The sequence below is a fragment of the Ovoidimarina sediminis genome, from assembly GCF_032586175.1.
GTDB lineage: Bacteria > Pseudomonadota > Alphaproteobacteria > Rhodobacterales > Rhodobacteraceae > Ovoidimarina > Ovoidimarina sediminis.
On the sequence record NZ_JAWHTE010000004.1, the window covers coordinates 18,957 to 31,132 of the forward strand.

The following is a 12,176-nucleotide window of genomic DNA, read 5'->3' on the forward strand; positions in this document are numbered from 1 at the left end:
GTCAGGGCCTCATCAGATGGTCGAGTTCGGCGTAATCGGGCAGCATACGATCGATCGGCCGGCCGGAGCGTATCACGATGCGGTCCGCCTGAGGGCGGGCGAAGAGCTCGGTCCAGTCCCGCGCGGCACAGACCACCAGGTCCGCCGGCGCGCCGGGGGAAAGGTCGGGCGCTGCAAAGCCGCAGATCTCTGCAGGCGTGGAGGTGAATGCGCGGGGCCAGTCCTCACGCGAGTGATCCAGGTGACCGATCCTCGTGGCTTCGCGCATCACTTCTATCATGTCCATGTCGCCATAAGCGTAAAACGGATCGCGCGTGTTGTCCGAGGCGAAAGCCACAGAGATCCCTCGCTCGGCCATTTCGTGCACCAAGGTAATCCCTCTGTTTCGCGGCGTCCGCCCTGCGCGTCTGTCCTGCAGGTAGAGGTTGCACATTGGCAGGCTGACCACCCGAATCCCGGCCTTGGCAACCAGGTCGAGCGTGTCGAGCGCCCGTGCCTCGTCCTGCACCGACAGAGAACAGCAATGACCGACCGTTACCGGCGCGTCCCACCCGGTTTCAATTACCGCTTCGGCGATTGCGCGCAGGGTCTCGGCACCGGGATCGAGGCTTTCGTCCACGTGGAAGTCTGCCTCAAGACCATAGCGGTCGGACAGGTCGATGAAATCACGTATGCGCCGGGCCACGTCCGGAACGGGATAGGTGACCATGCCCAGCACGCCACCATGGTTTGCCACCAGTGCGGCCGTCTCCGCATAGTCCCGCGCGATGCTTTCAAAGCTGTCGCAGCCGACAAGGCTCGATCCCTGAAGCGCGATCCGTCCCGCCCATTCCTCCCGCACCTCGGCGAAGACGGGCCAGGAAATCCCGCCCTGCGGCGGCAGGCTGTCAAGATGCGTGCGGATCGCCCGCGTGCCATGCGCGTAGGCGCATCTAAGTGAGAAAGTCATTCGCGCACGCACATCTTCCGACAACCAGTTAGCCGCCCGATCGACCCCAACAGTCGTCAGCGCGCCCATGAAACTGCCATCGGGGTTTGCCGCACGCGGCCATATATGCCCCTTGTCGAGATGTGTGTGCATGTCGACGAAGGCTGGGAAGATCATTGCGCCGTTCAGATCGATTGCGGTGAACGCGCCATCGCTGATCGTCCCGTCCGCGATCGAGATATCCCGACGGACAATCGAGGCGCTCTCACCCACGAAACACCCTGGAACGGACGCGTTCCGAAGCGTCACCGGACCCTCTGGAAGCACCGGAAGAGGCATCAGCGTTCCCGGCTCAGCGCACTCTCGTGCCAGGATCTGAGGCACAGGTGACTAATGATCGAGGTGATCGCGAAGATCACGACCCCCATGAGTGAAATCAGTATCAGCGCAGCATAGAGCCGCCCGAAGTTGAAACGATAGGATGCCTCGAGAAGCGTTGAGGCAAGGCCGAGCCCCGTGCCTGCGCGCCCGATCACGAATTCCGCCACCACCGCGCCGATAAGCGCCAGGCCGCCCGCGATCTTCAGCCCGCCGAGGAAAAAAGGCAGGGCAGACGGCGCGGCAAGATATCTCAACCGCTGCCACCGCGACGCGCCATAGATCGTGAACAGGTCTTCGAGGTTGTGATCTGCCGATTTAAGCCCGATCGTCGTATTCGACAGGATCGGAAAGAAGGCCACGATCCAGGCGCAGAGAAGCGCGGCCACGAAGGCACTTTCCACATAGATCTGCAGAAGCGGTGCAATGGCGATCACCGGCGTCACCTGCAGGATCACGGCATAGGGGAAAAAGCTCATCTCCGCCCATTTCGACTGGGTAAAGGCCACGGCGAGGCCCACCCCGCCCAGGATCGCCATTGCAAGCGCCATGATCGTCAGCCGGCCGGTCACCAGCGCGGCTTCGGAAAGCAGGCCCCAGTCCTCGATCACTGTGCTGAACACGAGAACCGGCCCCGGCAGGATGTAGTGCGGCACCTCGCCAATCGTTACGTAAAGATGCCACGCCAGAACCGAGATAACGAGAACGAGCGATGGCAGCGTCCATTTTGCGATCCGGTTGATCTTCGCGCGGCGGGCGCGGGCCAGTTCCTCCTCGTCCACGGTGACGGCGGTAATAGGGGCGTTCTCTACAAGGCTCATGCGGCCACTCCGATCGCGTCGCCAAGGGCCTCAGACGCCTGCCGGCAGAATGCCGCGTATTCCGCCGAGGTGCGGAACTCCTCGGACCTTGGGTAGGGCGTGTCGATCACCAGCTCTCTGATCACGCGGCCCGGCCGCGCAGCCATCACGATGATCCGGTCGGACAGAAAGACACTTTCGAAAACGGAATGGGTCACAAATATCACTGTGCACCCGATCTTGGCCTTCAGTTCCAGGAGATCGTTGTTGAGCTTGAAGCGCGTGATCTCGTCCAAAGCCGCAAAGGGTTCGTCCATCAGGATCAGCCTGGGTCGCGTCACCATCGCCCTCGCGATCGACACCCGCATCTTCATCCCGCCCGACAGCTCGCGGGGATAGGCATTCTGGAACTTCTCGAGCCCCACAAGCTTCAGGGCTTCCAGAATCTCGTCGCGCACCGACGCGTATGACTGCCCGCGCAGGCGGAATGGCAGCCACACGTTCTGCGCCACAGTCGCCCAGGGCATCAGGGTCGGTTCCTGGAACACGATGCCCAGGTCGTCGCGCCCATGTCCGCCGACCCATTGAATGCGCCCCGAAGTCGGATGCATCAGATCGGAAATCAACCTGAGTGCCGTCGATTTCCCGCAGCCCGACGGCCCGAGAAGCGAGATGAAATCGCCCTCGTTGACCGCAAGGTTCATATCCCGCAGCGCGACGATATCCCGCCCGAACGTCTTTTCGACGTGGAGCATGTCAAGTAGCAGGGGGCGTTCCCCTACCGGCGGCGGCGTCGGGGCCATCGGTATCTCCCGTGGTCGTGATACGGGCGGGCGCCGGGACAGCGCCCGCCCGATGCGTCAGTTCTTGAGGTCCAGCCCGACACCTTTGCCGACGAATTCGGTCGTGTAGGTCGCGGAGTAATCCAACCCTGCCTCGACCACACCGGCCTCGACCATTTTGTTGTAGAAGTCCTCAACCTTGGCGTCGGTGATCACGCCGATCCCCATTGTTTCGGTATCCCCGGAATCCACGATGCCCCACGCTTTCATCTTCTCGATGGCGTAGGCGATCTTGTCATCGGTCATCTCGGGATTGGCCTGTTTGATCAGCTCGTTTGCTGCCGCGTTGTCGCCGTAAAGGTAGTTGTACCAGCCCTTTACGGACGCATCGACGAAGCACTGAACCTTCGCGGGATCTTCAGCAATGGTATCCGCCATGGTCTCGATCGTTGTGGCGTAGGAAGAATATCCCGCATCCGCAATCAGGAAGACGCCGGGTTCGAACCCGCCCTCCTTCTGAACAAGATAGGGCTCGGAGGAGAGGTATCCCTGCATGCCCACGCGCTTGTCGGCAAGGAAGGGTGCTGGGTTGAATGTGTAGGGCTCACGTTGTTCGGCGGTGAAGCCGTGCGCCGCGATCATCCACTGATAATAGGACTGAAAGCCGTTGTCTCCGATCAGGAGCGTAAGATCCTTCAGATCCTCCCAGCTTTCGGCCTCGCCCGGATGTGTCACAATGACCTGCGGATGCTTCTGGAAGATCGCCGCGATGTTCACCACCGGAATGCCTTCCTTCGCAGCATTGAAGGCCTGCAACAGATCGCCGCCCATGTGAAAATCCATCCGCCCCGCCAGCATGAGCGCGCGGTTGTTCACCTGCGGACCGCCCGGCAGAATTTCGACCTGGTAGCCGCACTCCTCGAGATACGTACCGTCAGCGACGGATTGGTAGAAGCCGCCATGTTCGGCCTGGGCGAGCCAGTTCGTCCCGAAAACGACTGTGTCCTGCGCCATGGCAGCGCCGGCGCTCAGCGTCACGGCCGCAAGGCCACAAACGAGGGGTTTTGCAGACATGAGATCCTCCGATGTTGGTGTCACGTTTGACCTGTGATCCAGCCCCGGCAATGAAAAGCGAGGTTGGCTCACGGCGCGCGCGATTCCGTTTCTTTCGATCAAGTTTTAGTCGGATCGCCCAGGATTGCCAAAAATTTAGTCGGCGCCGGCACCGAAGCATACTCTCTTGTCAAACCGCGCGACACACGCGCAGGAATAGGGGCGTGGCAGAATGTGGAGATGGAGAGGTTACTGAATGGAAGAGCTGACGCCGGAAGACATCGCACCGCCCTTTGCCCGTTACGCCCATGGGGTCGCTGTGCCAGCCGGACGGCGGTTGGTCTTCACGAGCGGACAGCTGGGCGTCGCGGCCGACGGTACGGTGCCGGAGCATCCCGAAGCGCAGGCCGACATCTGCTTTGCCAATATCGATGCGATCCTCGCCGCGGGCGGGGCAGGGAGGGCGGATGTCGTCCGCATCAACGCGTTCGTCACCGACCGGGCGCATATGGTGGGCTACATGGCGGCGCGCGATCGCTGGCTGTCCGGGATTTCCCGTCTTCCGGCCTCGACGCTTCTGATTGTTGCGGGCTTCACGCGAGAGGAATTCAAGGTCGAGATCGAGGTGGTGGCTGCGGTGTGATGCCGGGACGGATATTTCTTACCCGCCCAGTTGCGGAGATTGCCGGGATCCTCGGAATACCAGCGCCGGAGAACGAAGATCAGCCCCGCCGGAACATCCAGCCGGGTCAGGAGATATGGGCTATCGCCGCGGGGCCGACCTTGCGCCGGATGCGCTGGGGCATGCTTCCCGTCGGCCGCACCAATGCGCGGGGTCGTCCGGTGATGGAAACGATCGTCAACGCGCGATCCGAAACCGTCTTCGACAAGAGCGCATTTGCGGATGTCGGCCGCTGCGTTGTTCCCGCCGATGGCTGGTACGAGTGGACAGGCAAGGCGCGGCGCAAGACCGCGTGGTCGATCCGCGCGAAGAACGGCGCTCCCCTCTGGTTTGCGGCGATTTCCGATCTCTGGCGCGCGCCTGACGGGCGCGAGATGTGGCAGGTCGCGACGGTGACATGCCCGCCTAACGCCGATGTGGAGGCGATCCACGATCGGATGGGTGTGCTGCTGGATCCCGCAGATATCGGCCGCTGGCTCGACGGCGAAGAGGCCGTTGCTCGGTCTCTTCTGAACACGCTGCCCGAGGGCCGATTGATGATCGAAGAAGCGATTGGCGTCGACTGGTCCGGCGCATAAGGCCGCATTGCATTTCACCTGCGGACGTGTATTGCTGCACCGCAGCATTTCCCGGGGGAAACGGATATGGGCCAGGTCATCACGGTCGCACAACAGAAGGGCGGGTCGGGCAAAACGACGCTCGCGGCTAATCTTGCAGTGGCGCTCACCCGCGACGGTGCGTCCGTCGCGCTTCTCGATACCGATCCGCAGGGCTCTCTCGGAAGATGGTTCATGGCGCGGCGCGAGGCCGGGATCGAGGATATGGAGTTTTCCACCGCTTCTGCCTGGGGCGTGTCCTACGAATGCGAGAAGCTGAAGAAACTCCACGATTTCGTTCTCGTCGATACGCCGCCCAAGGTGGATGCCGACCTGCGCCCCGCACTGCGCGAAAGCGATCTGGTGATCGTACCGGTGGCTGCAAGCCAGGTTGATGTCTGGGCCACGGAAAGCGTTCTTGATCTGGCGCGACGGGAACGGCGGACGGCGATGGTTGTCCTCAACCGCGCAAAGGCCGGCACACGCGTGTTGGCCGATGTGACAGAGGCGATCGCCGCGCTCGACGCCATCCAGGCGGAAACGGTGATCGGAAACCGCGTCGCCTATGCCGAGACGCTGGGCCACGGCCGTGGGGTTCTGGAGCGCGGCAAGGGCGCCTGGACGGCGGAGATCCGGGGACTGACCGACGAAGTCCGCGCCCATCTCTCTTAGGGCTGAAAAAAAAGGCCCTCCGTGTAGGAGGGCCTTTCGAGTGGTGGAGGCGGGAGGGAGCGTCCTGAACAGGCGGCAGCTTAGTTGTCGCCGCGCTCGCCTTCGTTTTTCAGGTGGTTGAAGACGAAGCGCGCGAGGTCATTGTTCTTGGTCGACAGAACTGTGCTCGACTGGTCGGATCCCGGCTTGTAGCGGGCGCCGTCGCCGGGTTCGTGATCCTGGGCGAAATGCGACCGGACGACGTGGTTGAGATCGCGGTTCGAGGTCGACATCGTCACGGTCGTCTGGCCGACCTTCTGGCGGAAGAAGCGGGGGCCGTCTCCGGGCTCGTGATCCTGGGCGAAGTGGCGCGCGACGAATTCGTTGAGCGAGCCTGCGCCGTCATAGGTGTCGGCGAACGCGGGGGCGGAGAGGGCCATGGCGGTTGCGGTGGCAAGAACGAGGGTCTTCATGGGTCTGGTTCCTTTCTGGTCTCGGGGGCCTGAGGCGGCCCCGCCGGAGTGGATTTGGGTGGGAGGATTGCGCCTCCGATGGGATAAAGCTGGGGGAGTTGCGGCCTCTCTTCAACGCACGGACACGTGAGATTTGCGCGAGATGGGTGCGTGTGCGCACAGTGCGCTGTGCAGGTGCCGGATCCTGAAACAGAGCACACGGCGCCGCGAGGCGCCGTGTGCGTTTCGTCAGGATTCTCTCAGTATCGTGAGGGGGTTAGACCGTTCAGGCGGCTACGAGGCCCATCTGTTCCAACTTAAGGAGAACCTGATGCGCACAGTGATCCACCTCGACGTTTTCCGTATCGAGCCGAAGCTCCGGCGCCTCAGGCGTGTCATAGGGATCCGAGATGCCGGTAAACTCCTTGATCTTGCCCTCGCGGGCGAGCCGGTAAAGTCCCTTGCGGTCACGCCGCTCGCACTCTTCGAGCGAGGTCGCCACATGCACCTCCACGAAGGCGCCGTATTGCTCGATATCCTCGCGCACGGCCCGCCGGGTCGTCGCATAGGGCGCAATGGGCGCGCAGATCGCAATCCCGCCGTTCTTGGTGATCTCCGAGGCGACATATCCGATCCGCCGGATGTTGAGATCGCGGTGCTCTTTCGAGAACCCAAGTTCAGATGACAGGTTCTTCCGCACGATATCGCCGTCAAGAAGCGTCACGGGCCGCCCACCCATCTCCATCAGCTTCACCAGAAGCGCGTTCGCGACCGTCGATTTGCCGGATCCGGACAGCCCGGTGAAGAAGACAGTGAAGCCCTGTTGCGAACGGGGCGGGTACCGGCGGCGCAGTTCCGCCACGACTTCGCCGAAGGAGAACCATTCCGGGATCTCGAGCCCTTCGCGCAGACGGCGGCGCAATTCTGTGCCGGAGATGTCGAGGATCGTGGCATCCGCCGGCACCTCGTCTCGGGGGTAGTATTGCGCCTTCTCCTGCACGTAGACCATGTGCTTGAAGTCCACCATTTCGATCCCAATTTCGGACTGGTGCTCCTTGAAGAGTTCCTGCGCAGCGTATGGATCGTAAAAATCCTCGCCCTTCGAATTCTTGCCGGGGCCTGCATGGTCGCGTCCGACGATCATGTGCGTACAACCGTGATTGCGGCGAATGATCCCGTGCCAGACCGCCTCGCGCGGTCCCGCCATCCGCATCGCCAGGTTCAGAAGGCTGATCGTCGTCGTCGCGGCGGGGTACTTGTCGAGCACAGCCTCGTAACAGCGGACGCGGGTGAAGTGATCCACGTCCCCCGGCTTCGTCATACCCACGACCGGGTGGATCAGAAGGTTCGCCTGCGCTTCCTTCGCCGCCCGGAATGTCAGTTCCTGGTGGGCACGGTGAAGCGGGTTGCGCGTCTGGAACGCAACAATTCGCCGCCAGCCCAGCTTCCGGAAATAGGCCCGAAGTTCGTTCGGCGTGTCGCGGCGGGCCTTGAAATCGTAGTGAACGGGTTGCTGGATCCCGGTGATCGGGCCGCCAAGATAGACTGGCCCCGCGACGTTGTGGAGGTAGTTCACCGCAGGATGCGCGCTGTCGTCTTCGCCGAAGACGTGCTTTGCCTCCTTCGCCTTGTCCGGCGTCCACTTGTCAGTGACCGACATGATCGCCAGGATCACGCCCTCCTGATCTCTGAGCGCGATATCCTGGCCTTCCTCAAGGCCATCCGCGAAGCCCTGGCTCACGTCGAGGGTGATCGGCATCGGCCAGAGTGTGCCGTCGGCAAGCCGCATGTCGGTTACGACGCTGTCGTAATCCTCGGGGCCCAGAAAGCCCTTCAAGGGGTAGAACCCGCCGTTCATCAGCAGTTCCAAGTCACAGATCTGGCGAGGCGTCAGGTCCCAGGACGGCAGATCGCCGGCCTCGGCCTTCAGCTTCTGGGCACTCTCGTAAGAGACATAGAGTTCCGGGATCGGGACAAGGTTGGGAAGCTGCATGAGAAACGGCCTTGCGTGTTGCGAACGTGGGCGCCACCTACCTCTAAACGAGGCCCGGTTTCAACTGGTACTCGCCTGCTTTCCGAGTATAGCCGCCTTGCAATAACGACTGGGCTCGCCCGCTATGTGATCAGCGTCTTGATCCGTCCGGCGACCCATCGGCGGAACGCCAGCGCCTTCGCATCGTTTGCCGGAGCACCGGCAACCCGTGGGGGAGGCATCGGCACATCCGGCCCAACAGGCTGAAGCGCCCTCCCGTAAAACAACTGAAACACCTTGCTGTCTGCGTCTCCACGCCACCGATCTATGAAGACAAGCGCGTCCAGCAAGGCGTCCTCCGTCGCGGGCGGAGGTGACTTGGAAAACGGTGGCGCGTCGCCAGGCTGCCAGCCCTCGGCAAATGAGTGTCCTGTCCCGCTAAGGGATCTGGTCATGTATCCCAGACGCCCCAGAAGGAGCGGCGGCCCCTCGAGATCGTTTTCCCAGAAGTGCTGATACTCCGCACCCGCCCCATGCACGACTGCAGTGCGCCCCCAGATTTCCGCCACCAGTGCCTCGATCAGCCGAGCACGCCGTGTCATTCCGCGGCGCCTGCGACCTCCGCCCCATAGCCGAGTGGCGCGCTGACATCCTCGCCCTGGGCCTCCGCCAGGAACCGCTCCGCCTCGAGCGCGGCCATGCATCCCATGCCGGCGCTCGTCACCGCCTGGCGATAGACGTGATCGGTGATGTCCCCCGCGGCGAACACCCCGGGGATGGAGGTGGCCGTCGAGTCGGGTTTCGTCACCACGTAGCCCCCGTGATGGGTTTCAAGCTGGTCGATCACGAGTTCAGAGGCCGGCGCATGGCCGATCGCCACGAAGAATCCGCTGACCTTGATCTCGCGGGGCTCGCCCGTCTGCGCGTGCTTCAGCCTCAGACCCTCAACACCGCGCGGATCCTGCGCACCCAGAACCTCGTCAACCTCGTGGTCCCAGATGACTTCGATCTTGGGGTTCTTGAACAGCCGATGCTGCAGAATTTTTTCGGCCCGAAGAGAATCCCGGCGGTGGATCAGTGTCACCTTCGACGCGAAATTCGTGAGGAACAGTGCTTCTTCGACAGCGGTGTTGCCGCCGCCTACCACCGCGACCTCCTGGCCGCGATAGAAGAACCCGTCGCAGGTTGCGCAGGCAGAGACGCCGAAGCCCTTGAAATGCTCCTCGCTCGGCAGACCGAGCCACTTCGCCTGTGCGCCCGTCGCGATGATCACCGCGTCGGCGGTATATGTCGTGCCGCTATCGCCTTCTGCAGTGAAGGGGCGCTTCGAAAGATCGAGCGACTGGATGTGATCCGCTACGATTTCGGTGCCGACGGCACGCGCATGCGCTTCCATCCGGACCATTAGGTCGGGGCCCTGAACCTCGGTGTCGCCGGGCCAGTTCTCCACTTCGGTCGTGATGGTAAGCTGACCGCCGGGCTGGATGCCCTGGATCAGAAGCGGCTCCAGCATCGCGCGGCTGGCATAGACCCCGGCGGTATATCCGGCCGGCCCCGAACCAATGATCAGTACCTTCGTGTGCCGTGTGTCGCCCATGTTCGCCTCCGCCAAAGCTCAGGCATTCGATATAGACAGGAGATAACGGAACGAAAAGGGTGGCAGTGTCCGTTCGGGCGGTAAGGTGGGTTGCATAACGATATTGCGCTATTCTGAAATATTATTGCGTATCGGCGGCTCTCAGCCTAAGTTTCAGAAAATTCGGGTGGGAGGAAACATGGCGACGCATAAGCTTGATGAGATCGACAGAAAAATCTTGGCCGAGCTCCAGGAAGATGGCCGGATGACGAATGTCGAGCTGGCCCGCCGCGTCGGAATCTCTGCGCCGCCCTGCCTGCGCAGGGTACGTGCGCTCGAGGAGGACGGCTATATCTCGGGCTACCACGCGCGGGTGAACATCCGCGCGCTGGGGTTTGAAGTCCAGGTCTTTGCCATGGTCGGCCTCACCAGCCAGGCCGAGGCCGATCTTTCGCGATTCGAAAATCGCTGCCGCGCCTGGCCGCTCGTCCGGGAATGCCACATGCTGAACGGCGAGGTGGATTTCATCCTGAAATGCGTGGCGCCCGATCTGTCAACGTTCCAAACCTTCCTGACCGAGGAACTGACAGCCGCCGAGAACGTGGCGAGCGTCAAGACCTCGCTGGTCATCCGCGGCGCGAAGGACGCGCCGGGCGTGCCGTTTGATGTCTTGGAAGAGAGGCTCGCCCGCTCTGCCTGAGGCGGACGGTCAGACGATTTCCAACTCGCCGGTGTCCTGCGCCTCGACCCGCGGCCAGAGCACGCGGCCGAAATCCTGCATGACTTCGACGTAGGGAAAGAGACCGAGGAAGACGGCGCGCAATTCCTGGCTCATGGAGTAATGGGCATCGGGGCCGGGGTGGTAGCTTTCGACTTCAACGCCGCCCACACGGATGACGTGATGGCGATCGAAGGCAAGGTGGTAGACGCGGACAGGCGAGACCGGGTTCAGTTCCGCAACGCCGATGCCGTCGACGAAGGTCGAAACCGGGGCAAGCGCGGCCTCGCAGCCCAGCGCGTTGCGCACCGCCGGATCGCGGTTGAGAAGCCGGGCAGCGGGGCCGAAGGTAACATCGGTCGCCGGACGGCCAAGGCCGAATGCATCGGCGGTCACACGGTAGAGTTTCTGCCCGCCTTCGCGTGCCGACGGCGCGCCGGGAACAAGCGTAATCGCGCCGACCCAGCGCAGGACGGCAACTTCGCCCGAGGCTGTCTCGACGGCCATACCGGGAACCAGATCCTCGACAGCGACGGGGCCTTCCGTCGTCGGGATGATCGCGCCATGAGCGAAGGCACTGAAGGCATCCTCGAAGATCGGGATTGCCGGGGCAATTCGAATGAAATCCTCGACCTGACCATCAGCGTCGAGCCACATCACTTCGTAGCGACGGGTCAAGGGAATGGTACGGGGCGTTGGCTGGACGGGCGCCGTGCCTGCGGAGCGGACGCTCCAGGGTTTGTTCTTGCGGGTAATGGTGGCGCCAGCGGCCAAGGCCGGAAGCCGGGTGGGGAAACTCGTACTCATGCGATCAGTCCTCGCGGTCTGGTCACATCTGCATCGGCCCCCACCGATACGTTCGTGCAGAATGACTGGTTACTTACACTTCGATGTGTGGGACGATGCCCTGTTCGAGGGCCGTTTGTCAAACAATCCGGGATATTCGTGACCGTCCGCCCGTTAATGCGCCAGTCACTTCCTCCTTTGTTTCGGCATCCGTGACGATATCACGACGGCGCCGGATTGCCGCCCGAATCGCCACAAAACCGGCCAATCGGTGCATGGTTTGTGGTGTGGAGAGCCGCCGAGGTGCGCCGTTCCGGATGGCCAACCCGTATGACAATCATCAAGGGTGCTATGCTTGGCGGCTCATGGAACACCGCGCTTATGCCGGTTCGCAAAAAAGGCGGCTCCGCTGGGGAGCCGCCTCAGTGTGAACACGAGGTGTGGGGGAGTGATTTTTCACTCAGGCGCGCTTTGCGTCCGCCTTGAACGGTCCCGACAACCGTTTGTCACTGCTCGAATTGGCCTGGCTGCGGCGCTGCCACGGAAGCGGGGTGGACATTGCATCCGCCTCTTTCAGAACCGTGGTGATCCAGCGCTTCTTCAATCTGATTTCCATCTGCATGTCTGCTCGCTCCAGCCTATTCGTCCCGTTGCTGCCGGACCTGCCCCCGGCCTAGTTGCAAGGTGACGGGGCAATGCGGCAGCGGTTAGGCGCGATACGTGGTTTTTCGTCCCGGTTCCGATAACTCCAACGCTGCGCCCCGTTTATGCCTCCGTAAGGTTAACAAGGTGTTGAAAAAGA

General features: G+C 62.4%; 14 protein-coding genes. 4 read left to right on the forward strand and 10 right to left on the reverse strand.

Annotated elements, in window-relative coordinates:
* Position 1 precedes the first annotated feature (1 nt).
* Genes RXV90_RS06240 through RXV90_RS06255 form a run of 4 tightly spaced genes read right to left on the reverse strand, consistent with a single transcriptional unit; the run spans position 2 to position 3,962 of the window.
* Positions 2-1,267: a cytosine deaminase gene (locus RXV90_RS06240; protein ID WP_316647622.1), complete on the reverse strand. Its 1,266-nt coding sequence runs from the start codon at positions 1,265-1,267 to the stop codon at positions 2-4.
* Entirely contained in the window at positions 1,267-2,127 is an 861-nt protein-coding gene (locus RXV90_RS06245; protein ID WP_316647623.1) for an ABC transporter permease, read from the reverse strand. The genes RXV90_RS06240 and RXV90_RS06245 overlap by 1 nt, the downstream gene beginning before the upstream one ends.
* Positions 2,124-2,909: an ABC transporter ATP-binding protein gene (locus RXV90_RS06250; RefSeq protein ID WP_316647624.1), complete on the reverse strand. Its 786-nt coding sequence runs from the start codon at positions 2,907-2,909 to the stop codon at positions 2,124-2,126. Before RXV90_RS06250 ends, RXV90_RS06245 begins: the two co-directional genes overlap by 4 nt.
* Positions 2,910-2,966: 57 nt before the next feature.
* Positions 2,967-3,962 carry an ABC transporter substrate-binding protein gene (locus RXV90_RS06255; RefSeq protein ID WP_316647625.1) on the reverse strand — a complete coding sequence of 332 codons (996 nt, stop codon included), beginning with the start codon at positions 3,960-3,962 and terminating at the stop codon, positions 2,967-2,969.
* A gap of 235 nt (positions 3,963-4,197) precedes the next feature.
* Here RXV90_RS06255 and RXV90_RS06260 point away from each other — a divergent pair, with 235 nt between their 5' ends.
* The 3 genes from RXV90_RS06260 (at position 4,198) to parA (ending at position 5,891) form a co-directional block, all read left to right on the forward strand.
* The gene (locus tag RXV90_RS06260; protein ID WP_316647626.1) at positions 4,198-4,584 is read left to right on the forward strand and encodes a RidA family protein; all 387 of its coding nucleotides are present in this window, start codon (positions 4,198-4,200) and stop codon (positions 4,582-4,584) included.
* Entirely contained in the window at positions 4,584-5,201 is a 618-nt protein-coding gene (locus RXV90_RS06265; RefSeq protein WP_316647627.1) for an SOS response-associated peptidase, read from the forward strand. Before RXV90_RS06260 ends, RXV90_RS06265 begins: the two co-directional genes overlap by 1 nt.
* Before the next feature lie 66 nt (positions 5,202-5,267).
* Positions 5,268-5,891, forward strand: a complete 624-nt coding sequence (gene parA / locus RXV90_RS06270; RefSeq protein ID WP_316647628.1) for a ParA family partition ATPase — start codon at positions 5,268-5,270, stop codon at positions 5,889-5,891.
* Positions 5,892-5,971: 80 nt separating this feature from the next.
* Here parA and RXV90_RS06275 read toward each other — a convergent pair whose 3' ends face one another.
* From RXV90_RS06275 to trxB, 4 genes are all read right to left on the reverse strand, one after another.
* The gene (locus tag RXV90_RS06275; protein WP_316647629.1) at positions 5,972-6,343 is read right to left on the reverse strand and encodes a hypothetical protein; all 372 of its coding nucleotides are present in this window, start codon (positions 6,341-6,343) and stop codon (positions 5,972-5,974) included.
* 265 nt (positions 6,344-6,608) lie between these two features.
* Positions 6,609-8,315 carry a bifunctional sulfate adenylyltransferase/adenylylsulfate kinase gene (locus RXV90_RS06280; RefSeq protein WP_316647630.1) on the reverse strand — a complete coding sequence of 569 codons (1,707 nt, stop codon included), beginning with the start codon at positions 8,313-8,315 and terminating at the stop codon, positions 6,609-6,611.
* 122 nt (positions 8,316-8,437) lie between these two features.
* Positions 8,438-8,896, reverse strand: a complete 459-nt coding sequence (locus tag RXV90_RS06285) for a hypothetical protein (RefSeq protein WP_316647631.1) — start codon at positions 8,894-8,896, stop codon at positions 8,438-8,440.
* Positions 8,893-9,891 (reverse strand): thioredoxin-disulfide reductase, encoded by a 999-nt coding sequence (gene trxB, locus RXV90_RS06290; RefSeq protein ID WP_316647632.1) that lies wholly within the window; start codon positions 9,889-9,891, stop codon positions 8,893-8,895. The genes RXV90_RS06285 and trxB overlap by 4 nt, the downstream gene beginning before the upstream one ends.
* 178 nt (positions 9,892-10,069) lie before the next feature.
* Between trxB and RXV90_RS06295 the strand changes: the two genes are divergently transcribed.
* Positions 10,070-10,570, forward strand: coding sequence for an Lrp/AsnC family transcriptional regulator (locus tag RXV90_RS06295; protein ID WP_316647633.1), 501 nt, complete (start codon positions 10,070-10,072; stop codon positions 10,568-10,570).
* Between the two features lie 9 nt (positions 10,571-10,579).
* Here RXV90_RS06295 and RXV90_RS06300 read toward each other — a convergent pair whose 3' ends face one another.
* Together RXV90_RS06300 and RXV90_RS06305 are read right to left on the reverse strand one after the other, a co-directional pair.
* Complete coding sequence (locus tag RXV90_RS06300; RefSeq protein WP_316647634.1) at positions 10,580-11,395, reverse strand: Hint domain-containing protein; 816 nt, start codon at positions 11,393-11,395, stop codon at positions 10,580-10,582.
* A 439-nt stretch (positions 11,396-11,834) separates the two neighbouring features.
* On the reverse strand, positions 11,835-11,996 hold the full coding sequence (locus RXV90_RS06305) for a hypothetical protein (protein WP_316647636.1): 162 nt from the start codon (positions 11,994-11,996) through the stop codon (positions 11,835-11,837).
* Positions 11,997-12,176 lie beyond the last annotated feature (180 nt).